The 26,788-nt window shown below is 65.0% G+C and carries 21 protein-coding genes and 1 pseudogene; 7 read left to right on the top strand and 15 right to left on the bottom strand.

Features of this window, described 5'->3' with window-relative positions:
* Positions 1-135 precede the first annotated feature (135 nt).
* Positions 136-648 carry a transcriptional regulator LdtR gene (gene ldtR / locus AC1DVA_RS22550; RefSeq protein WP_476807348.1) on the top strand — a complete coding sequence of 171 codons (513 nt, stop codon included), beginning with the start codon at positions 136-138 and terminating at the stop codon, positions 646-648.
* 1,238 nt (positions 649-1,886) lie between these two features.
* Here ldtR and AC1DVA_RS22545 read toward each other — a convergent pair.
* Positions 1,887-3,056 (bottom strand): GGDEF domain-containing protein, encoded by a 1,170-nt coding sequence (locus tag AC1DVA_RS22545; protein WP_476807346.1) that lies wholly within the window; start codon positions 3,054-3,056, stop codon positions 1,887-1,889.
* 611 nt (positions 3,057-3,667) lie between these two features.
* Between AC1DVA_RS22545 and AC1DVA_RS22540 the strand changes: the two genes are divergently transcribed.
* The 5 genes from AC1DVA_RS22540 to AC1DVA_RS22520 are packed head-to-tail and all read left to right on the top strand — an operon-like array spanning position 3,668 to position 9,611.
* Positions 3,668-4,849, top strand: a complete 1,182-nt coding sequence (locus AC1DVA_RS22540) for an ROK family protein (protein WP_476807345.1) — start codon at positions 3,668-3,670, stop codon at positions 4,847-4,849.
* On the top strand, positions 4,846-6,366 hold the full coding sequence (locus AC1DVA_RS22535; RefSeq protein WP_476807344.1) for a sugar ABC transporter ATP-binding protein: 1,521 nt from the start codon (positions 4,846-4,848) through the stop codon (positions 6,364-6,366). The genes AC1DVA_RS22540 and AC1DVA_RS22535 overlap by 4 nt, the downstream gene beginning before the upstream one ends.
* Positions 6,353-7,369 (top strand): ABC transporter permease, encoded by a 1,017-nt coding sequence (locus AC1DVA_RS22530; protein ID WP_476807343.1) that lies wholly within the window; start codon positions 6,353-6,355, stop codon positions 7,367-7,369. The genes AC1DVA_RS22535 and AC1DVA_RS22530 overlap by 14 nt, the downstream gene beginning before the upstream one ends.
* Positions 7,370-7,409: 40 nt before the next feature.
* The gene (locus AC1DVA_RS22525; protein ID WP_476807342.1) at positions 7,410-8,372 is read left to right on the top strand and encodes a substrate-binding domain-containing protein; all 963 of its coding nucleotides are present in this window, start codon (positions 7,410-7,412) and stop codon (positions 8,370-8,372) included.
* A 60-nt stretch (positions 8,373-8,432) separates the two neighbouring features.
* Positions 8,433-9,611: a Gfo/Idh/MocA family protein gene (locus AC1DVA_RS22520; RefSeq protein WP_476807341.1), complete on the top strand. Its 1,179-nt coding sequence runs from the start codon at positions 8,433-8,435 to the stop codon at positions 9,609-9,611.
* Between the two features lie 260 nt (positions 9,612-9,871).
* On the opposite strand, the gene AC1DVA_RS22515 is transcribed toward AC1DVA_RS22520, so the two are convergent.
* From AC1DVA_RS22515 to AC1DVA_RS22470, 10 genes and pseudogenes are all read right to left on the bottom strand, one after another.
* Positions 9,872-10,873, bottom strand: a complete 1,002-nt coding sequence (locus AC1DVA_RS22515; RefSeq protein WP_476807340.1) for a 4-hydroxyproline epimerase — start codon at positions 10,871-10,873, stop codon at positions 9,872-9,874.
* A 101-nt stretch (positions 10,874-10,974) separates the two neighbouring features.
* A complete protein-coding gene (locus tag AC1DVA_RS22510) occupies positions 10,975-11,937 on the bottom strand; it encodes a dihydrodipicolinate synthase family protein (RefSeq protein ID WP_476807339.1) in 963 nt (320 codons plus the stop codon).
* A gap of 122 nt (positions 11,938-12,059) precedes the next feature.
* Positions 12,060-12,758 carry a GntR family transcriptional regulator gene (locus AC1DVA_RS22505; RefSeq protein WP_476807347.1) on the bottom strand — a complete coding sequence of 233 codons (699 nt, stop codon included), beginning with the start codon at positions 12,756-12,758 and terminating at the stop codon, positions 12,060-12,062.
* Positions 12,759-12,886: 128 nt separating this feature from the next.
* The gene (locus AC1DVA_RS22500) at positions 12,887-13,423 is read right to left on the bottom strand and encodes a chromate transporter (RefSeq protein WP_476807338.1); all 537 of its coding nucleotides are present in this window, start codon (positions 13,421-13,423) and stop codon (positions 12,887-12,889) included.
* 7 nt (positions 13,424-13,430) lie between these two features.
* Positions 13,431-13,979 (bottom strand): chromate transporter, encoded by a 549-nt coding sequence (locus AC1DVA_RS22495; RefSeq protein ID WP_476807337.1) that lies wholly within the window; start codon positions 13,977-13,979, stop codon positions 13,431-13,433.
* Positions 13,980-14,321: 342 nt separating this feature from the next.
* Positions 14,322-15,128: pseudogene (locus AC1DVA_RS22490) on the bottom strand (endonuclease/exonuclease/phosphatase family protein); the annotation flags it as partial.
* Between the two features lie 89 nt (positions 15,129-15,217).
* Complete coding sequence (locus tag AC1DVA_RS22485) at positions 15,218-16,663, bottom strand: phospholipase D-like domain-containing protein (RefSeq protein WP_476807336.1); 1,446 nt, start codon at positions 16,661-16,663, stop codon at positions 15,218-15,220.
* Positions 16,664-16,711: 48 nt separating this feature from the next.
* Positions 16,712-17,971 (bottom strand): MFS transporter, encoded by a 1,260-nt coding sequence (locus AC1DVA_RS22480; protein WP_476807335.1) that lies wholly within the window; start codon positions 17,969-17,971, stop codon positions 16,712-16,714.
* Positions 17,968-18,345: a hypothetical protein gene (locus AC1DVA_RS22475; RefSeq protein WP_265052928.1), complete on the bottom strand. Its 378-nt coding sequence runs from the start codon at positions 18,343-18,345 to the stop codon at positions 17,968-17,970. The genes AC1DVA_RS22480 and AC1DVA_RS22475 overlap by 4 nt, the downstream gene beginning before the upstream one ends.
* A gap of 15 nt (positions 18,346-18,360) precedes the next feature.
* Positions 18,361-20,631 carry a TonB-dependent receptor gene (locus AC1DVA_RS22470; RefSeq protein ID WP_476807334.1) on the bottom strand — a complete coding sequence of 757 codons (2,271 nt, stop codon included), beginning with the start codon at positions 20,629-20,631 and terminating at the stop codon, positions 18,361-18,363.
* Positions 20,632-20,877: 246 nt separating this feature from the next.
* Between AC1DVA_RS22470 and AC1DVA_RS22465 the strand changes: the two genes are divergently transcribed.
* Positions 20,878-21,915 (top strand): helix-turn-helix transcriptional regulator, encoded by a 1,038-nt coding sequence (locus tag AC1DVA_RS22465; protein WP_476807333.1) that lies wholly within the window; start codon positions 20,878-20,880, stop codon positions 21,913-21,915.
* A 395-nt stretch (positions 21,916-22,310) separates the two neighbouring features.
* On the opposite strand, the gene AC1DVA_RS22460 is transcribed toward AC1DVA_RS22465, so the two are convergent.
* From AC1DVA_RS22460 to AC1DVA_RS22445, 4 genes are read right to left on the bottom strand one after another with little or no spacing between them, the layout of a single operon-like run.
* The gene (locus AC1DVA_RS22460) at positions 22,311-22,766 is read right to left on the bottom strand and encodes a hypothetical protein (protein ID WP_476807332.1); all 456 of its coding nucleotides are present in this window, start codon (positions 22,764-22,766) and stop codon (positions 22,311-22,313) included.
* Positions 22,767-22,786: 20 nt separating this feature from the next.
* Entirely contained in the window at positions 22,787-24,256 is a 1,470-nt protein-coding gene (locus AC1DVA_RS22455; protein WP_476807331.1) for a TniQ family protein, read from the bottom strand.
* Positions 24,253-25,371 (bottom strand): TniB family NTP-binding protein, encoded by a 1,119-nt coding sequence (locus AC1DVA_RS22450; protein ID WP_476807330.1) that lies wholly within the window; start codon positions 25,369-25,371, stop codon positions 24,253-24,255. Before AC1DVA_RS22450 ends, AC1DVA_RS22455 begins: the two co-directional genes overlap by 4 nt.
* On the bottom strand, positions 25,368-26,627 hold the full coding sequence (locus AC1DVA_RS22445) for a transposase family protein (RefSeq protein WP_476807329.1): 1,260 nt from the start codon (positions 26,625-26,627) through the stop codon (positions 25,368-25,370). The genes AC1DVA_RS22450 and AC1DVA_RS22445 overlap by 4 nt, the downstream gene beginning before the upstream one ends.
* Positions 26,628-26,788: the final 161 nt, after the last annotated feature.

Here is a 26,788-nt window from a genome sequence, read left to right as displayed (position 1 = left end):
TACGATTCACCCAAAGGGGTAAATCTCCGATTCATCCTGATATTTAAACTCGTTTTCATCCGTGCCGCCTATGGTGTTCTTCAGAAGCGGATCGGGAGTTTAATCCTGACCGATGCTCAACAGGCGGGATATACCATGAAAGCGAGCGTAAAGACTTCAGCTGATCCCAAGTCTGAAGAATCTGATCTGAATGTGAAGCCTCTTTACCTTGAGTCTCTGACCCTGGTTGAACGGCTGCATCGGCGTCTTCTGGACGTCATCAAGGACGAGTTCGAGCGCCGTGGACGCGACGACGTCAACAGCGTCCAGGCGCTGCTGCTCTACAATATCGGCGATGCCGAGCTCTCCGCCAGCGAGCTGCGGACGCGCGGTTACTATCTCGGCTCGAACGTCTCCTACAACGTTAAGAAGCTGGTCGAACTCGGCTACCTCCATCATGCGCGGTCGCGCATCGATCGCCGCTCGGTCCGTATCAGCCTGACCGAGAAGGGCGCCGAAGTGCACAATCTCGTGAGGGGCGTCTACGACAAGCACGTCCGCACAGTCGAGCAGATCGGCGGCATCGCCCCTGACGACTTCGAGCGCATGAACAACGCGCTGCTGCGTCTGGAGCGCTTCTGGTCCGATCAGATCCGCTACAAGCTCTGAGAAAAGTGCCGTCCAGCCTGCCATCCGCAGGTCCAAGCGGCTCTTCGCAAGCTCCCTGCCCAACACGTCCGCCGGCCGGATTTGCGCCCCAGGCCAGTTTCCAGATAGGCCGCGCCGACGAGTAGCGTGCTTGCCTCGCTGGTGGGACAACAACCGGAAAACTGACTTTCAAACCGCGTGTTCAAATCCTGGAGCATGCCGACGTGTCGATGCAACGGGTTGAATGACTGCTCTGCCGCTTTCTTCTTAGGTTCGGCCGTCAGCGATCGGGCTGCTGGTCATTGTCTATTGGCCTCAGTGCCTCTCTGATTGGGGTCGCTAAGGTCAACCGGCCAGGCTCAAATCGCCCATTCCCGTGACAGTGCAGTCCTGCGCGGTTCTTCTGTTTTCACAGGGGACACCGGGGGAGGCGCTCTAGTATCTCTGCGATGGCGGGGGGGCAAATAGCGGAGCTGGCAAGAACATTCTCCGGCTACCCCCGCCGTTTCAGGAGTGGGTCGTCTCGGACGCGGGGCAACAAGACCCGGCAAGGGGATGACGAGCCGAGAACGATCGAGCCCACAGCAATCTAACGGGTGCGACAATTTGGCCGCGACCTTCGCGGGCGTTCACCGAAATTCACAGGCAGCGCCGAGAATTGCTGGCCTTTTTGTTGGCCTTCGCGGCAATCGATTTAGAGAAATGGATGTAAATACAACGGCATACGGACGTATTGTGTTTCCCGTAGGTCGCGCCACTTCAGTGGCACCAAAGAAGATCCATTGAAAACAACGGGTTTATTGGATTTTATTTCGATGTGGACCCAGTGGGTCTCTTCGAATGGACCCCAAATTTTTGGGAGCGTTCTTCAAGCATGGTGGATGTTGGGCCATGGCGGTGCCGTCGTCGCTTGATATCCATCACCGCGCTGGGCGAAGCTTCCAGCGAACGAGCGGGCATTGAGGTGATGAGAGTGCGCCTTGGAAGCACCACCTGCGGCTCGACGCTGACCTCATCGAGCGATGGGCGTCTAGGCCGCATCAATCAGAGCGTCGATCCTTCCTGGTGGAGCGTACGGTAGGTCACCTACGCCATGCGGAAGCTGGACGACCGGTGAAGCTATCCACTGATCTGCTAACGGCCGCGATTGCAGCGTCCGATTTCCGGCCACCGCGTCGGATTTCAACCAAATGAACAACCACCGAGCGCATGTCACTCGGCTCCGCTCACATTGCGCCTTGCTGGGCCTGGACCGCCGGTCAGGCCGCTCGGCCGATCTTGCGCGGCTTTGCGATTTCGATGCGATTCCGGCCCATCTTCTTGGCGCGGTAAAGGGCGCGGTCCGCCGCGGCCAGAAGCTCGGTCAGGTCGACGTCGCCCGTCCCGGCTTCTGCCAGGCCGACGCTGACCGTCGCGGGGATGCCCAGCCCGTCAGCGCGGGCCGTCATTTCGGCAAATCGCTCGGCCACGCTCTGTCCGACCGCGCGGGCCTCCTGTCCGGCCGTGTTCGGCAGCAGGATCGCGAATTCTTCCCCACCGAGACGAACGCCCATGGCATCGGGCCCGGCAGTCTCGCGGGCGATGCTGGCGAAGAGCTTCAGGACGCGATCTCCGGCGTCGTGGCCATATTTGTCGTTGATCGTCTTGAAGTGATCGAGATCGAAGGCGAGCAACGAATGCGGCGCGCTTGTGCGCTGCTGCCGCAGCAGCTCGGCGCCGAGCTCGAAAAAGCCGTGACGGTTGTTGAGGCCGGTCAGGTAGTCGGTGCGGGACGCCGCCAGAAGCCCGGCCCGCTCCTCCTCCCGCACGAGGGCGAGAAACGACATGGGCATCGCTACGGAGAACAGCACCGCCTCGTACATCGTCATCTTCGCCACGATGGGCAGCATCCCGTCGCCGTAGAGCGACACGATGACCGGCACGACGAAGGTGCGGGCGCCGTAGAAGGCGCCGTGGCAGACGAAGACGGCAATCGCGATCGGCCGAGAGCGCAACCCTTTTGCCGTCCGGCTGCGATAGAGCGTGAATGCGGTCAGGGCGCTGATGGCTGCAATCGGGAACGCGCTGACATGGTTCCAGAAGATGCTCCCCCAGCCGGCTCCGGCAAGAAGCCAGGCGGCGCCGATAGCAGCCAGGAGGCATGTGATGTAACTCGGGCGCCAGCCCTTGCCATCCAGCGCTGCGGCGCCCTGCAGCACGAGCAGGTAGCCGAGCATCATGACGACATTCGTCAGGGCAGGGCCGACGACGCCCGGAAACGCCGTGCGATTCATGGCGAGGACGCAGCCGATCGCGAATGCGGCATAGGCGGCTGCCCAAAGGCCGAGCTCCCGCGACCGCTGGGCATGCGCTTTCCGCTCCCAGAGCGTCATCGCGAACGCGATGAGGAGCGTTCCGATCGTGAGGTACCAGAGGGTCGGAAGATCCATCGGTATCGTCGTATCAACGGGCCTGTGTTCAGCTCCCGGGCATCATGGAGGACGTTCCATTCTGCCTGGTACGTGAGGCTATGCTGGCAGAAATGAGTTAATTTCAGCTTGTGAGCGGGCGCGTGGTGCGGTTGATCACCGTGCGCGAACGGTATTGGTGAAATCTAAGCAAAATTATATTTACAGCCGCGGCGATCGGTATTCGCGTAAATCGTACTATTGGATTTGATATGGTCTCTAATAATTCTCTGAAATAGCGACGGACGTCATTTGCGTAAGATATAAGTATTAGTTTCAGCGGGTATTCTGAATTGGGCGGCGCGCGTCGGCCGTTTTTGCGCGGTGTGCTCGGAGTCCGCCTTGTCACTCCAAGCGCAGCACATCGTCCCTGTCCCGGTGGAAGGCTGTCGCAGAGCGCCAAGGAGCGCGCGTCGGACGAGCGATCCAATCGCCGCTCTGTAACGCTGTCATGTCTTTGATCTCTCTTTTGCCTGATTTCGGCTGAAGTTCGGTCTTTACCGAGCCGCCGGCCTTTCCTAGCTTCAGGGTAATCGGTCGCGACAAGGCCGAACGGATATGGGAGGACGGCCATAGCCTTGCCCTGGCAAAGGTTGAGTCCGGACGAGCTCGCGCTGCTCGAGGCGACCTTCTGGTCGGGCGGCGTCGCGCGCCACGCGCTCGCGGATGCGCTGCAGTTCTCGCGCAGCAAGACCAATGCGCTCGCTGCCGGCCTGCTGGATCAGGGCTTGCTCGACGAGGCCGGCGTCCAGCATTCGACCGGCGGGCGCCGCCCCGAGACGCTCAGGGTCCATGGCCGCATCGGCGTGCTCGTCGGCGTCGATATCGGTGCGACCAGCCTCGATGTGGCGTTGCTGCGGCCGGACCTTTCCCTCATCGCCCGGCATTCGCAGGAGGCCGATGTCCAGGCCGGGCCGGGGCCGGTCATGGCGCGGCTGCGCAGCCTGCTGCCGGCGATGCTGGCACAGCACGGCATTGCCGAGGACCGGATCCTCGCGGTCGGCATCGGCGTGCCCGGCCCGGTCAACTTCGCCATCGGCCAGCTCGTCAACCCGCCGCTCATGCCGGGCTGGGACAGCTACGCCATCCGCGACGACATGCGTGAGATCACCGATGCCCCGGTCTTCGTCGACAACGACGTGAATCTGATGGCGCTCGGCGTGCTCTGGCGCCAGCGCAAGCAGATCGACAATTTCCTGGTCATCAAGGTCGGCACCGGCATCGGTTGCGGCATCGTCTGTCATGGCGAGCTCTATCGAGGCGCCACGGGCTCGGCCGGCGATATCGGCCATATCTGCGCCGATCCCGAAGGTCCGCTGTGCCGCTGCGGCAACCGCGGCTGCGTCGAGGCGATGGCAGCGGCGCCGGCGATCGTGGCGATGGGAACCGATGCGGCGAAGAGCGGGCGCAGCCCGGCGCTTGCCGCGAGATTTGCCGAGAAGGGCAGGGTGGATGCGAGCGATGTCGGTGCCGCCTCTCGCGCCGGCGATGCGGAGGCCGATGCCATCGTGCGCCGCTCCGGCCGGTTGATTGGGCAGGTGCTCGCGGCGCTCGTCAATTTCTACAACCCGTCGCACATCTTCATAGGCGGCGGCGTCTCGGCGATCGGCCCGATGTTCCTGGCCGCGATCCGCCAGAGCGTGAACCAGCGTTCGCTCGCGCTTTCGACCCGCCATCTCGAAATCACCGCCGCTCCGCTCGGCCCTGAAACGGGGCTGATCGGTGCCGGCGTGCTCGCCATGCGCGAGGCCCTGCGCAGCGGGAGCCTGGCATGAGCGAGATGCGGCAGGATCGTCCGGGCCTGTCCGTCGCCTTCGACGGCATCGTCAAGCGCTTCGGCCCGGTCCAGGTGCTGCACGGCGTCTCCTTCGCGTTGGAGCCCGGCCGCGTCTACGGGCTGCTCGGGGAGAACGGCGCCGGCAAGTCGACCCTGATGAAGATCCTCGCCGGCTATGAGCAACCGAGCGAAGGCCGCGTGCTCGTCGATGGCGAGGCTGTCGCTTTTGCCGGCTCGCGAGACGCCGAGGCGCGCGGCATCGTCCTGATCCACCAGGAATTCAACCTGGCCGAGGATCTGTCGATCGCCGGCAATGTCTTCCTCGGGCATGAGCGGCGACAGGGCTGGTTTCTCGACGAGCGCGCCATGCGCCGGGAGGCTCAGGCGGCTCTTGCCGAAGTCGGTCTCGCCCGCGATCCCGAGACGCCGGTGCGGCGCCTGATCGTCGCCGAGAAGCAGCTCGTCGAGATCGCCAAGGCGCTCTCCCGCAAGGCCCGCTTCCTCATCATGGACGAGCCGACGGCGACGCTGACGCCTTCGGAAGTTGCGCGGCTCTTCGGCCTGATCGAGCGCATGAAGGCGCAGGGCGTCACCATCGTCTACATCTCGCACAAGCTCGACGAGGTCGAGCGCATCACCGACGAGGTCGTGGTGATGCGCGACGGCAGGCTGGTCGGCCGCGCGCCCACCGCCTCCCTCACCCGCCACGACATGGCGACGATGATGGTCGGGCGCGAAATTTCCGATCTCTTCCCCGACAAGATCGAGCCGGAAGCTTCCGTAGCGCCGGCACTGCAGGTCGAGGCCTTCAGCGTTCCCGGCTGGGCGCGCGATATTTCCTTCGCGGTTCGGCCGGGCGAAATCCTCGGCTTCGCCGGGCTGGTCGGCGCCGGGCGGACCGAGCTGTTCGAAGGCATCATGGGGCTCAGGCCGGGCGAGGGCAGGATCACCCTCGACGGCAAGAGCGTCGCGCTGCGCTCGCCGCGGGACGCCGCCCGCAACGGGCTGACCTATCTGAGCGAGGACCGCAAGGGAAAGGGACTGCACACCGCTTTTGGGTTGCGCCCGAACCTGACGCTGATGGCGTTGGAGCGCTATGCGACGCCCTGGCTCGATCAGGGCGCCGAACGCGAGGCGCTGAAGGCGGCGGTCGCCGAATTCGGTATTCGCACCGGCTCGCTGGAGGCCCGCGCAGCCTCGCTCTCCGGTGGCAACCAACAGAAGCTGGCGCTGGCCAAGGTTCTACACCCCCAGCCGAAGGTGCTGGTGCTCGACGAGCCGACGCGCGGCGTCGATGTCGGCGCCAAGCGCGAGATCTATTTCCTGATCCAGAAGCTTGCGGCCCAAGGGCTCGCTGTCGTGGTCATCTCCTCGGAACTCGTCGAGCTGATCGGCCTCGCGCACCGCGTCGCGATCATGCGCGAAGGCCGGCTCGTCACGACGGTGAGCGGCGACGACATGACGGAAGAGACGATGATCGCCTACGCAACGGGAGCGCGCCATGTCGCAGCCTGAGACCGTGCAGGCCGGCGCCGCTGCCGGCCGTCGCGATGCGGGAACGCCGCTGGCGGAGCGCATCGCCAGCATCGGCCCGGTGGTCGGCCTCATCCTACTCTGCGGGTTGGGCGCGTTGCTCAACGGCGATTTCGCCACGCTCGACAACGGCCTCAACGTGCTCACCCGCACGGCCTTCATCGGCATCATCGCGGTGGGCATGTGCTTCGTCATCATCCTCGGCGGCATCGACCTGTCGGTCGGCTCGATGGCGGCGCTGATCGCCGGCTGCGTGATCATGTTCATCAACTGGGCGGCCGGCGTGCTGGGCTCGCCCGTGCTCGCAGTGATCTGCGGTGTAGGTCTCGCCGTCCTGCTCGGCGCCGCCTTCGGGCTGATCCACGGCGTGCTGATCGCCAAGGGCCGGATCGAGCCCTTCATCGTCACGCTCGGCACGCTCGGCATCTTCCGCGCCTATCTGACCTATTTCGCCGATGGCGGCGCGCTGACGCTGGAGAACAATCTCGCCGACATCTATGCCCCCGTCTATTACGGCAGCGTCGCGGGAATCCCGATCCCGGTCATCGTCTTCCTCGTGGTCGCCGTCATCGGCGCGCTGATCCTGAACAAGACGGTCTATGGCCGCCATGTCCAGGCGATCGGCTCCAACGAGACGGTTGCCCGCTATGCGGCCGTTGATGTCGAGCGGGTCAAGATCCTCACCTACATGCTGCTCGGTATCTGCGTCGGCATCGCCACGCTGCTTTACGTGCCCCGCCTCGGCTCGGCATCGCCCACCACCGGCCTGCTCTGGGAACTGGAAGCGATCGCCTCGGTCATCGTCGGCGGCGCTGCGCTGAAGGGCGGGCACGGCAGCATCACGGGCACCGTCATCGGCGCGATCCTGCTGTCGGTGATCGGCAACATCCTCAACCTGACGAGCCTGATCAGCGTCTATCTCAATGCCGCCGTGCAGGGCTTCGTCATCATCACCGTCGCGTTTTTGCAGAAAGGCCGCCGCTAGGGTTTGGACCCTGGGGCGAGCCAAAAAAGGGAGAGAAGCGATGTCCATGCAGACCAGACGCAGCCTCATGCTTGCCACCGCAGCGGGCCTCGCCTTCGCGGCAACAAGTGCCGCCGCCGAGCCCGTCAATCTCGGCGTCTCCATCCCCGCCGCGACGCACAGCTTCATGGGCGGCATCAACTACTGGGCGAACCAGGCGAAGAAGGATCTCGAGGCCAAGCACAAGGACCTCAAGATCACGATCCGCACCGCCGCCAATGCGACCGAGCAGGCCAACCAGCTCCAGGATCTGAGCACGGTCAACAAGATCAACGCGCTCGTCGTCTTCCCCTTCGAGTCGGCGGCGCTGACCCGGCCTGTCGCCAATGTGAAGGCCAAGGGCGCCTATGTGACCGTGGTCGACCGCGGCCTGACCGACACCTCGGCCCAGGACGCCTATGTCGCCGGCGACAACACCGCCTTCGGCAAGATCCCGGCCGAATACATCGCCAAGACGCTGAATGGGAMGGGCAATGTCGTGGCGCTGCGCGGCATCCCGACGACCCTCGACAACGAGCGCATGGACGCCTTCAACGGCGTGCTCAAGGCCCATCCCGACATCAAGGTGCTCGACGCCAAATACGCCAACTGGAACCGCGACGACGCTTACAAGGTCACGCAGGATTTCCTGACGCGCTTCAAGGACATCGATGCGTTCTGGGCGGCGGATGACGACATGGCCTTCGGTGCCATTCGTGCCATCGACCAGGCCGGCCGCAAGGACATCAAGGTCATCTTCGGCGGTGCCGGCGCCAAGGACATGGTCAAGCTGATCCTCGACGGCAAGGACCCTCGCATCCAGGCCAATGTCAGCTACTCGCCGAAATTCATCTATGACGCGATCCAGCTGACGGCGGAGGCGCGCCTCAAGGGCGAGAAGCTGCCAGCCACGACCATCATCCCCTCGGTGCTGATCGACAAGGCCAACGCCAAGACTTTCTACCACCCCGACTCGCCGTTCTGAGGACGAGCCTGAGACGAGGCGGCCGCCGCACTGGCGGCCGCCATGATGAACGGAACGACCATGAGCGAAGCAAACGGACGCAGGCTGCGTTACGCGATGATCGGGGGCGGCAAGGACGCCTTCATCGGCGCGGTTCACCGCCACGCCATCGCGCTGGACGGGCTGGCCGAACTGGCGGCGGGCGCCCTGTCGTCGACGCCGGAGCGTGCATTGGAATCCGGGAGCGCGCTGGGCCTGCCTGACGCGCACAACCATCCGAGCTGGCAGGCGCTGCTCGAAGCCGAATTGAAGCGCCCGGCCACGGAACGTGTCGATGCGGTGGTGATCGTCACCCCGACGGACACGCATTATCCCGTCGCTTTGGCCTTCGCGGAGGCAGGCTTCAACGTGGTCTGCGACAAGCCGTTGGTCCATAGGAGCGCCCAGGCCGATGCGCTGGTCGCGGCAGTGAGGACGAAGGGCGGCGTCTTCGGCGTCACCTATAATTACACCGGCTACCCGATGATCCGGCAGGCGCGCGAGATGGTGCGTTCGGGGGCGCTCGGCGCCATCCGCAAGATCGTGGTCGAGTACAATCAGGGCTGGCTCTCGAGTGCGCTGGAAACGACCGGCAACAAGCAGGCGAGCTGGCGCACCGATCCCGCCCGCAGCGGGATCGCCGGCGCGCTGGGCGATATCGGCTCGCACGCCGAAAATCTCGTCGCGAGCGTGACCGGTCTTGCGATCGAGGAGCTCGTTGCCGATCTCGGCTCGCTGGTTCCCGGCCGCGCCCTGGACGACGATGCCAGCATCCTCCTGCGCTTTGCGGGCGGAGCACGAGGCGTGCTCGTCGCCTCGCAGATCAATGCCGGGCTCGAGAACGACCTGCGCCTGCGCGTGTCCGGCGAACTCGGAACGCTCGAATGGCGGCAAGAGGACCCCAACCGGCTCGTCCATCATCGCCAGGACGGGCCGATGCAGATCCTGACACGCGGGACACCCTGGCTCTGCGAAGCGGCGCGCCGGGCCGGCCGGATACCGCCGGGGCATCCGGAGGGCTTCATCGAGGCCTTCGCCAACATCTATCGCGGCGTCTTCGCCGATATCCGCGCTCGCCGAGCCGGGCGGGACGCCGACCCGCTCGACGCGGACTACCCGACGGTGATCGACGGCGCGCGCGGCGTCCGCTTCATCGAATGCGCGGTCGCCTCTTCGGCCGAACGCCGCTGGCTGCCGTTCGAGCAACCGAAAAGCGCCTGAGGGGTCGGGGCGCCGGGGCGCTACGGGCGTCCCGCAATACCCGATTCAGGCTCGGTCAGATAACGCCGGCTCCAGAAAGGGAGGCGACGCTCCTTGCTGTCCGTCTCTAGAGCCTGCTGCATTTTCGAGGAAACGCTGGTCATCCCGGACGGAGCGAAGCGGAGATCCGGGATGCCTGAACCTTCACCGGCAGCGCTTTGGCATGGATCCCGGGTCAAGCCCGGGATGACGGCGTGGTTCCGTGCAAAAGCAGCGCGCCTCTAGATCACGACGAAGCCGTGCGCGAAGGGGTCGCGGTCATCGATGAAGATCGTGTTGATGCCGGTCATCCGCGCCCAGCCGGCGATGGAGGGGATGATCGCCTCGCGGTTGGCGACGGTGGTCGCTGCCTCGACACGCCCCTTGAACAGCGAGCCGATGATGGATTCGTGGACGAACTCGTCCCCGACCTTGAGCTTGCCCTTGGCCGCGAGCTGCGCCATCCGCGCCGAGGTGCCGGTGCCGCAGGGCGAGCGGTCGATCGCCTTCTCGCCGTAGAACACCGCGTTGCGGGCGTGAGCCTCCGGCTTCGTCGGCTGTCCCGTCCACTGGATATGGCTGAGACCCGTGATCTGCGGGTGTTCCGGATGGACGAATTCGTATTTCGCGTTCAGCGCCGCGCGCAGCTTTGGCGACCAGCCGACGAGCTGGCCGGCAGTGTGATCGGCCATGTCGCGGAAGTTCTTCTGCGGCTCGACGATCGCATAGAAGTTACCGCCATAGGCGACATCGACCACGATCTCGCCCAGGCCTTCGACTTCCGCCGTCAGGCCCTCGGCATAGAGGAAGCCCGGCACGTTCGCCAGGCGGACCTCTTCGACGAAACGGCCTTCCTGGCGATAGGTGATGTCGACCTTGCCGGCCGGCGCGTCGATCGAGAGTTTGCCCGGCTCGCGCGGCGTGATCAGGCCATTCTCGATGCCCATGGTGATCGTGCCGATGGTGCCATGGCCGCACATCGGCAGGCAGCCCGAAGTCTCGATGAAGAGCACGGCGACGTCGCAATCAGGCCGGGTCGGCGGATAGAGGATCGAGCCGGACATCATGTCGTGCCCGCGCGGCTCGAACATCAGGCCGGTGCGAATCCAGTCGAACTCGCGCAGGAAATGCGCGCGCTTCTCCAGCATATCGGCGCCTTCCAGCCGCGGCCCGCCGCCCGAGACGAGCCGGACGGGGTTTCCGCAGGTGTGTCCGTCGAGGCAGGAGAAGGTGTAGCTCGCCATGGGTCCGTTCCCTCAGAAGCGCCGGGGGGAATGCCGCAAAGAAGTCGGGCTTACAGAGCGCCCGACTCGTCTTCAAGGAAAGCGCAAGCGGCGCATGGCCCTCAGGCGGCGTATTTCTGGACGGCGCCGGGCTGCTTGGTCCAGGCGGCATACCAGCTGTTGAACAGCTTGAACTGCGCCTCGGCATAGCCGCGCTGGCTCTCGGTCAGCGCGTCGGTCTCGTTGAAGTGCAGCGTGTATTCCTTGTCTCCCTTCAGCACCATCAGGTGCTTGAAGTAGAGGACGAGGTCGGGGCCTTCGTCGAAGGAGGAGAGGATGGCGAGCGCCTGCTCCAGTTCGAGCGCGCGCTGGCGTGCCTCGGCATCACCCGCGGCCGCCGCCTGCGACAGCTTGCACAGATGGATCACCTCCTTCGGCAGCACATTGCCGATGCCGGTGATCGCGCCCGTCGCGCCGCAGTTGACGTAGCCATGGAACACGGCGGTATCGACGCCGATCATCAGCGAGACGTCATCGTCGCGGCTGGTGATGTTCTCGGCGGCGTAGCGCATGTCGGCCGGGCCGCCGAACTCCTTGAAGCCGATCAGGTTCGGGTGCTCGGCGCGCAGGGCAAAGAAGAGATCGGCACGCGTCGCGAAGCCGTAATAAGGGCTGTTGTAGATCACGGCCGGCAGATCGGGCGCAGCCGACAGGATCGCCTTGAAGTGGGCCCTCTGGGCGAGAACGACGGTGCCGCGCGACAGGACACGCGGGATCACCATCAGGCCCTTGGCCCCGACCTTCTGCGCATGGGCGGCGAGAGCCGCGGCGGAGGCGGTGTTGACCGCGCCGGTGCCGACGATAACCGGGATGCCGGCCTTGACCAGCCGCTCGACGCCTTCCATCCGCTGCGCATCGGTGAGCAGGGGCCAATCACCCATCGAACCGCAATAGACCACCGCCGACATGCCGTCGGCGATCAGCTCCTTCGCCTTGCGCACGAGCGCGTCGAAGTCAGGGCTCCGATCCGCCTTGCAGGGCGTCATCAAGGCGGGGACTACGCCGGAAAAAATCTTCGCCTTCATCTCGCTCTCCTGCTGGCTTGGCGGGTGGCGTGAGAGGCCGGGCCGACCAGACGGCTCCGTCTCTCCTCGAAATGTCTATCGCACATTGCATATTATTTGTCGACAAGATTGGACTCGGATTCTCAGAGGGCGATCTCCAGCCGCTCGTTACCGATCATGAGCTTCTGGATTTGCTGGACGATCTGGCCGGCGTGAGCCTTGCCGAGGCGCTCGGCCGCCACGGTGTCGCACGCCAGGATCGCGGCGATCATCGCCTCATGCTCGTCGACGAATTGCTGCGGGAGCCGGTCGTCAAAGGATTGGTAGTAGAGCCGCAGGAACCGCCGCCCTTCGTCGAGCAGGCGGCTGAAGAGGCTGTTGAAATAGGGGTTGCGGCCGGCCTCGGCGATCGCCGAATGGAAGGCTGCGTTCGTGGCGATCATCGCCAGCGCGTCCTGTGCCTTCACGGCCGCGGCGAACTCCTCCTGCCGGGCCCGGATCGCGTCCAGATCCTCCGGGCGATGGTTCTGGGCGGCGAGCTGCGTCGTCACCCGGTACATCAGCATCAGCGCGTCGAAGAAGGGCGACAGGTTCAGGAAGTCGAGGTTCGACACCATCGTCGAGCGATTGGGCAGGGTGACGATCAGCCCTTCGCTGGCGAGCCGCACCAGCGCCTCGCGGATGGGGGTGCGCGACATCTTGAAACGCTCGGCAAGCTGCACCTCGTCGATCGGACTGCCGGGCGGCAACACCAGATCGAGGATTTCATCGCGCAGCAGGTCGTAGACGAGCTTCACCCCGGAGCCGCGCTTGCGTTCCGTCACAGCGCCGGTGACCGTCATCGTCTTCATCGCACACCTCTTGTCGACAACAGGGATACTGAAGCGGCAGGAGGCGGGCAAATTTTCCGAAGCGCCGGAGGCGATGCTCGCGAGCCTGCCGGCCGGGACGTGCTCAGATCAAGGCCTGCTCAGATCAAGGCCAGCATATGCAGCCCGATGAAGCTGCCGGCGCCACCGGCGATCAGCAGCAAAGGGTTGACCGGTGTCAGCATCAGCAGCGCGGTCGAGACGAGTGCGACGCCGCGCCCGATCCAGCCGCTGTCGAGCGACTGGATGAGGACGTAGCTGGCGGCGAGGATCATGCCGGCTGCGACGGGACGCAGCCCCTTTTCCAATGCACGCAGCAGCCGGGCGCCTTCATAGCGCGACCAGATATGGGCGACCCCGTAGATCAGGAAGGCAGTCGGCCCGAAGATGCCGACCGTCGCGGCGAGAGCACCCCAGAAGCCGGCGATCTGCCAGCCGATCAGCGTTGCCAGCAGCGAGCCCGGCCCTGGCGCCAGCCGGGCAATCGCGAAGGCGTCGACGAATTGCGAGGCGCTCATCCAGTGATGCACGTCGACGATCTGGCGATGCATGTCGGCGATGGCGCTCTGGCCGCCGCCGATCGTCACCAGTGAGAGCGGCAGGAAGACCAGCAGGATGCTGAGCGGCAAGGTCGGCATCCGGCGCTCAGCTCCCGTAATACGTCACGGCGACGCTGAGCGAGCCGGCGCCGAGCACGGTCCAGAGCAGCGGCCATTGCAGTATGGCGACGGCCACGAAGGTCGCAGCCATGATCGCGAGCGGGAAGGCTCGGCGCGGCACGCGCCGCGCCGCAGTCAGCCCCATGGCCAGCGAGAGGCCGATCGCCGCCGAGGCGGCGCCGTCCAGCGCGACATGGGTGAGGTCGTAGCCACCGAGCGCGGAGAAGACGGCGCCGATCAGCACGATGACGAAGGCGGCGGGCACGACGATGCCGAGCCAGCAGGCGATCGCCCCGTTGCGCCCACCGAGCTTGTAGCCGATCCAGATCGCCATGTTGGTGACGTTGACGCCGGGCAGGGCCTGCGCGATCGAGAGGCCGTTGAGGAAATCCTCCTCGCTCATCAGCCGGCGCCGCTGCACGAATTCCCGCAGCAGCCAGCCGCTGAGGCCGCCGCCAAAGCTGGTCAGCCCGATCCGCGCGAAGATCAGGAAGAGTTGCGGCGCGCTCGGGCGCTCGGCCAAGGCATCCGGCATATGATTCCAAGCCATCTGGCAGCTACGACGCCAGAAAGCAGGCTTTGTCGGATGTGGCCAGCGTCGCAATGCATGTGCGCCATGACGCGACGCCCGGAGGCTGCTGAGAAGGCCTTAGCGAGGCGGAGTATCCGGCCGCCGCAATGTCCGCTTCACGGCGCGCCTCAACCGCGCGCCGGCCTTGCGAACGAGCTCCCGGTTGCTGCGCTCGCTGCCATCGGGAAGGGCGGGGATCAGCAGGGGAGCATCGGGGGTATGCCGTGCCTCGCCGTTGCGGAAACCGATGCTGCCGCCGGCATGCTCTACCCCCACAGTTTCGAATTCCGTGCCGGATATGGAAAGCCCGGCAAGGGCGGGATCGACAAAGGCCTTGATCGGCAGGTGGTCGGAAGCGATGCGGGCGAGCGGCGTCTCGTGGACGGCGACGTCCGAGAGGATTTCGGGGCGGTTGGCGATGATCCGGTCGAGAGCCAGCAGCGGCATGCCCGATGGAAAGCTCGGCACCGGCATCGGCAGCGTGCCGAAGGCCGGGCCGAATTCCTTCAGGGCCGAGCGCTCGCCGAGCCGCCATTCGTTGAGGTCGCCGAGCAGCAGCGTGGGGCGCTCGTCACGGCTTCTCATGATCTCGATGAGCATGCGCGCCTGCTGGGAGCGCGAGCGGCGCAGCAGGCCGAGATGGGCGGCGACGATCCGCAGCTCGGTGCCGCTCTCCAGGTCGATGTCGACGACGAGCGCGCCGCGCGGCTCGAGGCCGGGCAGCGCGACCTGGTGGACGTCGCGTATCAGCCCCTGCCGGAACAGCACGACATTGCCGTGCCAGCCATGCGCCGCCGCATTGGCGCTTTCGATCGGGACGGGGACGAGGCCCGTCTCCTCCTTGAGTCGGGCAAGATCGAGCAGGCCGTGCCGGGCGCCGAAGCGCTTGTCGGCCTCCTGCAGCGCAATGACGTCGGGCGCGATCTCGCGGATCACCTGCGCGATCCGGCCGGGATCGAAACGGCCGTCGACGCCGACGCATTTATGGACGTTGTAGGAGGCGACCAGCGTGCCAGCCGGCCGTTCGCCAGGCCCGGTCGCATCGGGCCGGCTCTTCCGCTGGCGGAGCGAGGCGATGATGCTGGCGCGCAGGCTCGGGCTCTTCTTCTGCATCGCTCTGCCGGTTGAGGCTCCGGACCCATTCGAATCGAACGGGGTCGAAGCCTGGGTATCCATCGCGTCAGGGATGTGACCGTGGCGGCTCAAAGGTAGGGAGAGCCGAGCCAGATCAGCCTGTCCATCAGACGCATGACATAGGGCCGGGCGCGCAGGGCGGCAAGCTCGACCGGCGTCGCCTCCGCCATCACCGCCTCGATGCGATCGTCGATCGCGCCGGCGAAATCATGGTCGAGCACCTCGATGTCGATCTCGAAGTTCAGCCTGAGCGAGCGGGGGTCGAGGTTGGAGGAGCCGACATAGGCCCAGCTGCCGTCGATGACGAAGAGCTTGGAATGGTCGAACGCCCCGGTCGAGCGCCAGATCCGGCAGTAGCTCTTGAGGATCTGGTCGAACTGCGCGGTCATGGCCCGGTCGACCAGCACCAGATTGTTGACGGAGGGAACGACGATGTCGATGTCCACGCCGCGTCTCGCCGCGGTGACGATCGCGCTGATCAGCTCCTGGTCCGGCAGGAAATAGGGCGACATGATCCGCACCGAGCGGCGCGCCACCGACAGCGCCCCCATCAACAGCTTGTGATTGGTCTCCAGATAGGAGTCCGGGCCCGACGGCACGGCCCGCATCAGCACGGAGGTTTCGCCCGCAGCTGCAGGCGTAATGTCCCATGCTGGTCCTTCCAGGATTTCGCCGGCGGCAAAGGACCAGTCTTCCGCCGCGATGGCGAAGAGATTGGCGACGACGGGACCGGTCAGCCTGAAATGCGTGTCGTGGGCGTAGGCATCGCCGGCGAATTCGCGGGTGAAGCCCTGGCGGATGTTCATCCCGCCCATGAAGGCGGTGGCGCCGTCGACGACGATGATCTTCCGGTGCGTCCGCAGATTGGCGTAGGGCAGCCGCAGACCCATGATGATGTTGCCGTTGAACACGTCGACCGCGACGCCGCCCTCGCGCAGATGCCCGGCGATGCTCGGCACCGAATAGCGTGCGCCGACCGCGTCGATCAGCACCCGCACCGCGACGCCGCGCCGATGGGCGGCGATCAGCGCGTCGGCGATGCGCAGGCCGATCGGATCGCGGTCGAAGATGTAGCTTTCGAGGATGATGCTGCGCCCCGCGCCCTCGATGGCCGCGAGCATCGCTCCATAGGCCTCGTCGCCGGTGCGCAGCGTTTCGATGCTGTTGTCTGATGTCAGCGGGTGGCGGGCAACACGATCGCCCAATGTCCTGAGGGCGGTGAAGCGTCGGCCGAACCGCGTCGCGATGTCGTCATCGCTGGCGTGGAAATGGGTCGCGGCCGTGCCGTGGCCGGGGCGCTGCGCCAGGATCGTGGCGCGGCGGATGCGGTTCACCCCGGCGATGGCATAGATCAGCGGCCCGATGATCGGCGACAGGATGATGACGCCGACCCAGCCGATCGCGGCGCGCACCTCGTCCTTCGTCATCACGGCATGCGCGCTGGCGATGCTCGCCATCACGATCGAGATGACGCCGAGGATATGCGGCCAATAGGCTTGGAGAATCCCCCACATGCCAGCGAGGCTAGCGTGCCGAGAGGCTCTCCGCCATGGCCTGTCGCCTCAGGCGGTTTCTGCGGCCGGGCGCATGATCCTGGCCTGCGCCAGCATCCTGATCGTCGCGATCACGGCAATGGCCGAGATCGCGGTCGCGAGCCCGAACAGGAAGCCGTAGCCCATCACATCGGCGAGCTTGCCGGCCAGCATCGAGCCGGCGAGATAGACCAGCAATTGGGCGCAGGCGAGGATGGTGAAATCTGTGCCGGGCTGCTCCGAGGTCGTCACCGCCATGAACAATGAATAGAGCGCGACGATTTCCATGTAGCGGATCAGCGTCTGGAAGCCGGCGGCGCCGAAAAGCGGCCAGACCCCGACGACGGCGCCGAGCGCGTGGGCGGTGAACAGCGCGAAGCACAGCGTCCGCAGGCCGCCGAGCAGGGCGAGTGCGAAGGAAAGGCCCTGCCGCTTCACCATCCAGGCGGCGATGGCCGAGCCGGCGAGCCCCGCCGTGGTGGCCGACAGACCGGAGAGATAGCCGATCTGGTCGAGCGGAATGCCGGCATCGACGAGATAGGCGCCCTCCATCGCCTTCACCAAGCCTTCGCTGGCCCGATAGGTCAGGGCGATCCAGAGGATCTGCCGCGCTTCCGGCCGCTTCAGGAAGGCGCGGATCGAGGGACGGGGCGCGGTCGTGGCGCCCGGCACCGGAACGTCCTCCCGCATCATCGCCGCCGCGACCAGCGGCAGCAGGGAGATCGCGGCGATGGTCACCAGCATCCCCGTCCAGCCGATATGATGGTAGAGCACGAGGCCGAGCGTGCCGCCGATGACGACGCCGAAGGCGACCGAGCCGCCCTGGATGGCGTTGCCGACGGCGCGGTCGGCTTCCGGCAGATATTTCGCCGCATAACCGTCGGTCGCGATGTCCTGCGTCGAGATCAGCAGCGAGGCGACGAAGCCGATCGCGATGATGGCGTTGACCTGCGTCGGCCCGACCGTGATCAGCGCGAGGATGGCGAGGATCGTCAGGCTCTGGGTGATGAAGACCCAGCCGGCGCGATGCGCCCGCGCGAAGGGGCGGATGCGGTCGACCCAGGGCGCCCAGAGGAACTTGATCACCAGCGGCAGCAGCAGGATGCTCATCGCGCCGATCGCGGTGCGCGAGACGCCGAGCTCGCGCATGATCGGCGGCAGTGCCGCGACGAAGAGATAGGACGGGATCGCCTGCGCGAGATAGAGCCCGCCCAGCACGGCGAAGAGCCGGTAACGCTGCATTGGCGCGGCCGTGGCCTGCACCCGAACCGGCTCCGTCGCGCTGCTCATGACCTCGTTCCGCTGTAATGGCCGAGCAGGAAGGCGCGGCCGGCCGCCTCTTCGCGCTCGGCGACGATCGGGAAGGGCCAGAGCCGGCGGAACACCTCGGCCGTCTTCTCGCTGGCGTCGGGGCGTACGATGGCGCAGGCGCGGCAGAAGCGCGAGACCCGCTCCCGCGTCGCCTTGAACCAGAGCGCCTGCTCACGCTCGCCGGCTTGCGAGAGCGCCCGCCCGCCGCCGAAGATCGTCAGCAGCGTATAGGGCTCCTCCCGCTCTCCGATGCGGTGGAGCGCGTCGAGATAGGCGCGCTCGTCCGCCGGCTGGTAGGGCGGCATGAAGCGCAGCGTCACCACGGCATCGGCGTCGATATCGAGGCTGACCATGCTGTCGCGCCGCCCTCAGAAGGTCTTGCGGAAGCCGACGGTGACGGTCCGGCCCCAGCTGTAGTTCGCGAGATTGCGCACCGAGGTCGCGGTCGGGTTCTGGTAGTTGCGGTCAAACAGGTTGTTGACGGCGACATAGGCCTCGCCATCCCAGACCGGCGCGGTCAGCGCGGCGTTCATCGTGGCGGCGCCCTTCAGCTTGTATCGCGTGCCGCGCAGGTCGATCGCGACGTCGCGGTCGGAGAAGGCTTCGCCCTCGACGCGCAGCTGCATGCCGTTCACGAAGCGGTAGCTGCCATAGAGCATGCCGCGCCAGGGCGAGCCGATGCGGTTGTTGGGCAGGTTGCTGTCGAGCTTGCCGTCGCCATTGGTATCGTAACGGCCCTCGCGATAGGACAGCACGGTGCCCATGGTGAAGGCGTCGGTGACCGTGACGTCGCCGGTCGCCTCGACGCCCCAGATCCGCTCCTTCTGCTGCGACATGGTGTTGGAGACGGGGTCGAAGGTGACGCCTTCGTCGGAGGTGCTGATATAGCCGGTCAGCGAGCCCTTGAAGCGGTCATAGCTGCCGCGGATGCCGAGCTCGTAGTTGTTCACGATCTGCGCTTGGGGCGCGATCGAGGAATAGCTGATGGTCTGCCGGTTGGCCGGCAGGCAGTTCGGCAGCTGTACGGGGCATGCATATTGCGTCGAGATGCCGGCGCGGCGCGTGAAGGCGCCGACATCGGGCAGCGCGAAGCCCTGCGAGAAGCCGCCGAAGATCTCGCTGGTTTCGCTGAGCTTGATCGTCGCGCCGATATTGGCTGTGAGCGCCGAATAGTCGAAATCGCCGCCGAGGACGCGCAGGGCCGGCAGCACGAAGGACTGGTAGCCCAGCGCATTGTTCGCGGCGACGGCGGCATAGGCGGCCGGGCGGGTATAGTCGCTGACCGAGAGCGAGAAGTGCTCGTAGCGCAGGCCACCGCGCAGCACGACACGGTCGCCGATCGGGATCTGGAGCTGGCCGAAGCCGGCAGCCGTCGTCTGCTGCAGCGGCGTGAAGACGTCCTGCCCGCTGGTCAGGGTCTGCCAGGTCTTCTCCTGGATGAGATCGCCGCCCCAGGTCAGCTTGGCGCCGGGCAGCAAGCGGTCCAGCGAGGTGTCGATGGTGACGTTGACGCCGCCGCGCTGCGAATAGAGCGTCGTCTGGTTGTCCCGGCTCGTCGGCGAGAGCGGGTTGAAGGAATAGTAGACCTGCGAATTGTATGGGTAGGAGAAGGTCGAGTAATTGAAGCGCTTCTTGATGTCGTTATAGTAGCCGAGCACGCTGAGCTTGCCGAGCGCGAAATCGGCGTCGCTGTAGCGCAGCGAGATCGACTTGGTGTCTTCCAGAACGCTCTGGCCGTTATAGAGCTGGGTCCGGTCCGGCCGTGCGAACGGGGCCGCGTAGTTCGTCAGGTATTTCGGGCCCTGGTCGAAGCCGATCCAGGAAGCATTGAGCTCGATGCGCTTCCACCCGGCGAAGTCGTAGCCGAGCTTGGCAAGCAGATTGCCGGCCTTGTAGCGGTCGCCGCCACCCTGTCCGAGCAGGCCGTCGGAGGGCAGTTCGCGCCCGGCGCCGTCATAAGTGCGCCCGGCCCCGCGGATCTGCCCGGAGAACAAGTAGTCGATCCCATCAGGCACCTTGCCGGATACCGTCACCGAAGCCTCGGGCGCCAGCGAGCGGCCGATGTTCTGGGTGAAGGCGCGGATGGCCGTGTTGACCGTCACGCGCGGCTTTCCCTCCGCGGCCTTCTTCGTGATGAAGTTGACCGTGCCGCCCGTCGCGCCCGCGCCGTAGAGGCTGGAGGCGCCGGCGACCACCTCGATGCGGTCCACGGTGTTGAGATCGATCAGCGACAGGATGCGCGAGACGTCGCGCAGCGGCGTGTTCATCGGTACGCCGTCGATCATCACCAGCAGATCGCGGCCGCGATAGTTCTCCGAGGCGCTGGAGACCGTCTGCGTCGACATTGAGTAACCCGGCACCAGCTTGCCCAGCACCGTGGCGGCGTTGGGGCTGAACTTGAGCTGCTCCTCGATCTCGCCGCGGTCGATGACCTGGATCGACTGCGGTATCTCGGCCGTGCTGCGCTCGGCCCGCGCGGCAGTGACGGTGATGGTGTCGAGGTCGATCACGTTCGCCTGAGGCGCGGCCGCGGCAGGCGTGGCGGGGCGCGACGCGGATTGCGGCGAAACCTGCGCCACCGCCATGGAAGAGGCGAAGAGGGCAATGAAGCTTGTGGCGAGGCTGAGCGATCGTGTCATGGTTCTACCCGGCGGTGCCGGCTGCACCTCTGCCCATGTCTTGAGCAGAGGCGTCGAAGCCGTTCGAAGAGCATTTACTTGGAGTGTCTCAGAATTCGCTTTTTAGAATTATAGTAAAGTAGGGCTGTTCCATTGCGAGAAGGGATTCGCAAAGTCTCGTGATCTGTTTCAGTTGTTGCTGTATCAATATTGCTGAGGTCTAAGCTTGGACTTCTGCGAACGCGCCATAGGACTGAGACGAATCCGGTGTCGAAAACGGGAGATGTGACCGCGCTGCCACGCTCCGGGCCGGAGGAGTCGCCGGAAACGGCGAGTTTCGTGCCGTTCTGGCTGATCTCGGCCGATGTCGGCCGCGACGAGGCGAGCACGCTGTCGCGTCGCATCCTCGGCCGCAATGCCGCCCGCGAGGCCACGGCTCCCGACCTGACCTTGCTCTTCGATGCGCGCTGCGTGCTGACCACGCGCCCCGATATCGGCTTGCGCTCCTGCTTCGCCCCGGCCTCGCACTGGATTTGGGCGTCGCCGGGGCGGGGCGGGGAGGGCCCGCGCCATATTCTCGTGCGGCCGGCCGAAGGACGCGTTGTCATCCGCCAGGGCGAGAGGCGGATCGCGCTGCGGCCGCGCGAGGCGGCGGCGCTTGCCTTGGATAGCCCGGCCGAGTTCGTGCTGGCCCAGCCCGGCCGCATCGATGTGATCGAACTCGACGCAGGCTTGCTGCCGCTTCTCGGCGAGGAGCCGGCAGCGCTGATGCGCGTCATCCCGCGCTCCAATCCGGGGCTGCAGGCGCTGGCGCATTACGGCGCCTTGCTGCTGCGCGGCCTGCTGCCGCTGAACTCGGCCGAGCTTCAGGCGCTGGCCAAGGTCCATGTCCATGCTCTGGTCGGGGCCGCGCTATCCGACCTGGAATCCTCCGCGCCGGTCGCCGCGACGGACCGGCGGGCCGGTCGCCTCGCCGCGATCAAGGCCGATATCGAAGCCAGGCTCGATCGGCGCGACCTTGGCGTCGAGATGATCGCGACCCTGCACGGCGTCAGCGCGCGAGTCGTCCAGAAGCTGTTCGAAGGCGAGGGCAGGACCTTTTCCGACTATGTGCTGGAGCGCCGGCTCGACCGTGCCTGGCACCGCCTTGTCACCGCCGATGGGGCGGGGCTGACCATCAGTGCCGTCGCCTATGAGGTCGGCTTCGGCGATCTCTCCTATTTCAATCGCTGCTTCCGCAAGCGTTTCGGCCGCCAGCCCTCGCAGGTCCGGGCGCAGGCCGTGAACGGAGAGGTGGAGGCCTGATCCGCGTCACCATCTGGCAGGGTGTGCGAAACGCATAGTTTGTCGGCAGGGGCCTTTGTAAGTATCTGATATTGTTGATGTCTAATTTCGACGCTGCAGAAGGTCTGTCGGCATTTGAAGTCATAGTCTGTCGGCATTCTGGCTACGAAATGCAGCCCCAGGCCGGCAAAACCGGCTTGAAACAGGACGAAAAACATCGCGCGGACGCACAACGCAATCGGCCCCGAGCAGGGAGTTGCTCGGGGCCGATTACGGTTTCGCCAGTGGAAGAATTTTTAGATCTGCGATTGAGCGCGCCGCGTTCCGGGCGGGCTATCGGCGTTGAGCAAGATTAGATCGACCGCCGCAAACTCATGGGTGGGGGCGGGGGTTGCCGCGTAGCGGCCCAACGCATTCTAACCCGAGGGCTCACCCGAACCCTGTTCTCCGGTCGCCGAGATCGCCAAATTCCTCTTGCGCTGAGCGGAAGGCTCGCCGTCGTTTGGCAGCGAGGTTCCGAGCCACGCCCTGGTACGCGGCGTCCGTGGGAGGATTTCGGGCCTCCCGATGTTCTCCATGACGGACGGAAATACGCGCGCGATATGCTTGCGCTCGTACAGCCGGAGGGGGACGAGTCCAAGGTCCAGGGCATGGATCCCGGCCGCGTCCAGCGCCGACTTGATGTGCCGAGGGTTCATCGAGAGCTGCTTGCTTGCATCGGAGAGGGAGGCATATTTGTTTCGGAACCTGATGACTTCCTCGAAGGTGATGTGCGGCGTCGCTGGGCGATTGCCTGTCTGGGTGATCGGCAGCAGTTCGATCAGACCCGCCCTGACGAGCCGGTGAAACGCACCCCCGCCCACGCCCATCATATGGAAAGCCTGATGGAAGGTTAGGTTTCCGGGCGCAGGGCCGAAGGCCTTCTTGCGAACCTCGCTGGCGTCGATGAGGAGTCCGTCGAAACCATGGCGCCTTCGATGCGGCGCAACCAGGACAGTTCCTCATTCAGAATGAGGTTGATCACAACGTCGACGGTGCATGGAACATTCGCTGGCGAGATTGCAATGGGAAGCGCGCCCTGAGGTGCTTCTTGCACGATCTCGGCGCAAGCAGACAGTCGTCCCAGGAACGCATCGACGTCCTCGCGCGCGAAACGCAGAATGCCGAGGCGATCGCCGTTGGGGGCTAGGATCGGCTTGATGAAGCCTTTTCTGACCAGGGTTTGCGCGGTCATCGGCTTGCATCCGGCATAGTTGGGAAGGTCTCGCACTAGCAGGGCTGATGCAAGCCTGCGGAATTCGTCAGCGAAGTCGGCCGCCTTGAACGTCAGTTCGCCGTCAGCCTTTTCCTGTTCCACTTCGGCTTCGGGCAGCCTGGCGAGCACGATGCGGCGAATGAATTTGGGAAAAATCCCGAATTCTTCGGCGGCCGTCACGACAGAGTGAATCTCTCGGGCGGGAAGCGGCTTCCCAAACATCCTAGCATTCCGGTGGAAGGCGACGGTGTCCACGAAATGATGCGTCAAGATATCTCGAAAGGGATCGTAGACGGGCTCGCTGGCTTTAGCGCTGCAAAGCCGCAGGTGCAGCGAGCCATGAGTCGGCACTTGATGATCCCTCAGGAATGCCGCGATAGCGTCAGCGCCACCGGATATGATCTCAAATCCTTTGCCGCCGGCCTCCCACCAGTGGGCATCGGTCAGCAGGTCGCGGTTATGTTCGCCACCGAATACAGCCGTTGCACCGATTGCGTTGCAGCTTGCGACCGCTGCTCGCACAGGAAGAGCATCAAGCCAGTTTGGCTCTTGGGACACTCCGTTCACCCGCGAGCGGACGTAGGTTTCCAAACCCGACGGAGCGCGTCTCAGCGATGRAACGATCAACCCGTTCCTCTGCGCGAGGACGCGTGCAACGAAATCCCATCTCAACTGCCGGGCGGTTTTTGGCAACGTGACGATGGGGGCGTTGTGGACTTCGCAGGTGTGCAGGCACGAGATCCTCCACTCGCCGCGAAAGCAGATGCAGGCGCCGCTAGGGTCGGCCGCATGATCATCAAGGAGGCACTGGATGCATGCCCGCGAACCTTCGGCGTCACGGTCCTTGGTGCCGAAGGCGTGGCCGCGGAAATACGCGAAGGGGTGCTCGGCTCGCCATGTAGCTTGCATGAGCATTCCTGGATCGACACCGGTGAGCTCGGACAGACGCTCCAGGCTCTGGGTGGTGCCGCGGGTCAGCTCCACTTGCCCGAGTTGGAAATCCCTGCAGAAACTGCTGAGCGTTACGCTGTTCACGATGGCAAGGCGCGAGGCAAAGCTGGCCGGCGTTTCGGCGGGGATGAAGGGAGTGGTGGGAAAGAGTCTCATCGCAATTTCCTCGCGTTCCTGAGTTCGAGGGCGTGGCTTGCTGCCTCCGCMTCGGCCTGGGTTTTCTTGAGCACCAGGGTGCAGTCGAGCGCCTCCCAACGGATTGCGATGAAGGGGTTCACACTGTCGGCGCATCCGGTGCGAGCCTGGTAGGCGCGGGCGAAGTGCTGGATATTTAGCTGCTGTGCGTTCGCCGCGATTGCATTGCCGATAGCTTCGTGGGTCAGCTGCAATGTCGTGCCGAGCTCAAGCATTCCGGCATGAATAAGCCTGGGAACGACCTCGCTCTTGATGTTTGTCGCGAAGCTGAGGCCGGTAACGGACGCGATGTCCTGGAGCGCTGCGAACACCATTGCGATGTCGCCAGGCAGGCTCAGAGACCGCAGGTGGATGAACTGGCTGCGCCTGCGCACTTCGCCTTTGGTGTCGGCGCGAGTCTGCCCATCGTCGTCTGTCTCCGCCAAGCCTTCAAAGAAGCTGGCGATCTGCGGCAAGCCAGACAGGACCAGCACGACCGGCCAGGCATCCGAGGCCATGAAGGTCTTGAACACCTTGCGGATCTCGCGGACGTCACGCTCGCTGGCGTTCTCCAAGACGTTGTGCACCTCGTCGAGGTGCAGGGCGAGGATGCCTCTCTGCTGCAACCGCTCGCGCACCATGGAGAAGATGTAGGCTTGGGTTCGGCTCGCGGACATGGGGTAGCCAAGGGCGCGCAGGATTTCGAGGCCGAGGGCTTTCGGCGTGCACGGGGAGGGGGTTCCGATCGTGATCGCAGGGCATTGCGAGTGCGGGATGCCGTAGCCGGTGAAGCCCGGATGGTTGGCGAACATCCGGGAGAGGAGCGAGCTCTTGCCGGCGCCCGTCCGGCCCGTGACGACGAGCGCGCGGGTTTCCATCCGGTTGCCGGGGCCGAGCGGGCGCGTGGGATCGACGCGCGTCACGAGATCGCGAAGCAGGAAGGTGAAGGCGGCGTTGGCTACGCCATCGCGATCATGCGTTCGCAGGACGCGTGACTTGACGCGCTCCATCAGCGCGATCTGGTCGCGCTCCTCTTGTGGGAGCGCGGTCAGGAGGTTCTGCAGAACCTGGGTCGAGCGATCGGCCGGGAGCGTCATCGCGTACCCTCCTTGCGATCGCCCATCTGCCAGGAGGCGGCCTCGTCGGGTGACTCGTCAGTCGGCTGGGTCTCCACCGGGCCTGCTATCATGTCGGCGGCACCGGAGACCGGGATGACGTCGTCGAGCAGATCGTAGTTGGGATCGTTGACGGGGGTGTCCTCGTCCCAGGACGGCAGCCGGAAGGACAAGCCCATATGCCTGATGGCGCGCTCCACTTCGGCAGGCGTCTCCAGCTCCTCGGAGATGCCGGCCTCGCGCTGGTATTCGCGGGCCAGCGCTTCGTTGTCACGCAGTGCGTCGAGAACGATCTGACGCGACAGCTCCGCCTCTTTCTTGAAGCGTGCGCGCAGTGCGGTAGCGGTGTCGATCCAGGCGCGCAGCGAAACGCCTCTCAGGTCCCGCTTGACGTTGGGGACGTTGAACCACTCGTTGCCGAACTGGAGCGAGATGCAGCCGATATCTGCCGGGTCGAGCTTGACGCGGACCTCGCTTTCGCCGACCTGCAAGAACCGCCTATGGATGTCCTTGCTTGCAAAACGCAAACCGAGGAGCTCGACGCCGGACTTGTCGAGCGTGGCAATGTGTTCGATCCCGAAAATGTGGCGCTGCATGTTTGTGTCCGGCAACGGGATCCTCCCAGTGAGCTTCACCAGGCGGTTCCAGGCATTGAGCGGGGTTTCGCCGCCGAGCCCTTGGTGTGGACGGTTGTGGTAGTCGTCGACGACATGGCGTACGAGCATCCGCGCCAGCACGTCCAAGGGGATGTTCGCCTTTCTTTCGGACGGGTAGTCGCCGCGCTCGACGACGTTCGAGAAGGTGCGTCCGGCAAAGTGGCCCATGAAGCGCCGCTCTACGGTGAGGAAGATGCGCTCGCCGGCTCCGCGGAACCAGGGCATCCCTTTCGGCGTATGGGAGGGGCTCCCGCCAGTCCCGGTCACAGCCCGGGTCGTTTCAAAAGCCGCGAATTCGCTACCGCGGTCGTAGGCGAGGGTGCCGATTCCAGTGGCCATCGACCAATCAGAAACCGCGCCAGTGCCTTCAAGGAGACGGGTTTTGTCGGCGAAGATCATGCGAATGGTGGCGATCGCCTCGTCGGAATTGATCTGGTCGACGAGGCGCATGGCCAGAACGATGCGCGATGCCCGATCAAGCGCCAATATCAGCCAAGGGCGAGCAGTCTCGACTTTTTGCCTGGTCACGACATCGAGCTGTTTCCATAACCGAGCCTTGATGAGCAGAGTTTGCAGGCTCACGCGCCATCCATCGATCTCGATGCGCTCACCGATGCGCGTGGCCTCGGTGACCTGAGACCCTGATCCTCCTCCAGATTTGAGTGGAGTCCGTCACTCAAGGAGACGGACGATGCGCCCCTCACGATTTACGGAAGAGCAGATCATCGGGATGCTAAAGGAGC

The sequence above is a fragment of the Allobosea sp. P4_C6 genome (assembly GCF_056402015.1).
Note: the sequence above shows the minus strand (reverse complement) of the source record. Positions and strands in the feature narration are given on the sequence as shown.

Excerpts from the sequence above, each read along its gene's own strand:
- AC1DVA_RS22500 (WP_476807338.1), bottom strand. The coding sequence starts at position 13,423 with ATGCCGACCTTGCCGCTCAGCATCCTGCTGGTCTTCCTGCCGCTCTCA.
- AC1DVA_RS22505 (WP_476807347.1), bottom strand. The coding sequence starts at position 12,758 with ATGACGGTCACCGGCGCTGTGACGGAACGCAAGCGCGGCTCCGGGGTG.
- AC1DVA_RS22495 (WP_476807337.1), bottom strand. The coding sequence starts at position 13,979 with ATGCCGGATGCCTTGGCCGAGCGCCCGAGCGCGCCGCAACTCTTCCTG.
- AC1DVA_RS22545 (WP_476807346.1), bottom strand. The coding sequence starts at position 3,056 with ATGGATCTTCCGACCCTCTGGTACCTCACGATCGGAACGCTCCTCATC.
- AC1DVA_RS22530 (WP_476807343.1), top strand. The coding sequence starts at position 6,353 with ATGTCGCAGCCTGAGACCGTGCAGGCCGGCGCCGCTGCCGGCCGTCGC.
- ldtR (WP_476807348.1), top strand. The coding sequence starts at position 136 with ATGAAAGCGAGCGTAAAGACTTCAGCTGATCCCAAGTCTGAAGAATCT.
- AC1DVA_RS22510 (WP_476807339.1), bottom strand. The coding sequence starts at position 11,937 with ATGAAGGCGAAGATTTTTTCCGGCGTAGTCCCCGCCTTGATGACGCCC.
- AC1DVA_RS22535 (WP_476807344.1), top strand. The coding sequence starts at position 4,846 with ATGAGCGAGATGCGGCAGGATCGTCCGGGCCTGTCCGTCGCCTTCGAC.
- AC1DVA_RS22480 (WP_476807335.1), bottom strand. The coding sequence starts at position 17,971 with ATGAGCAGCGCGACGGAGCCGGTTCGGGTGCAGGCCACGGCCGCGCCA.
- AC1DVA_RS22475 (WP_265052928.1), bottom strand. The coding sequence starts at position 18,345 with ATGGTCAGCCTCGATATCGACGCCGATGCCGTGGTGACGCTGCGCTTC.
- AC1DVA_RS22520 (WP_476807341.1), top strand. The coding sequence starts at position 8,433 with ATGAGCGAAGCAAACGGACGCAGGCTGCGTTACGCGATGATCGGGGGC.
- AC1DVA_RS22470 (WP_476807334.1), bottom strand. The coding sequence starts at position 20,631 with ATGACACGATCGCTCAGCCTCGCCACAAGCTTCATTGCCCTCTTCGCC.
- AC1DVA_RS22515 (WP_476807340.1), bottom strand. The coding sequence starts at position 10,873 with ATGGCGAGCTACACCTTCTCCTGCCTCGACGGACACACCTGCGGAAAC.
- AC1DVA_RS22460 (WP_476807332.1), bottom strand. The coding sequence starts at position 22,766 with ATGATGGGCGTGGGCGGGGGTGCGTTTCACCGGCTCGTCAGGGCGGGT.
- AC1DVA_RS22485 (WP_476807336.1), bottom strand. The coding sequence starts at position 16,663 with ATGTGGGGGATTCTCCAAGCCTATTGGCCGCATATCCTCGGCGTCATC.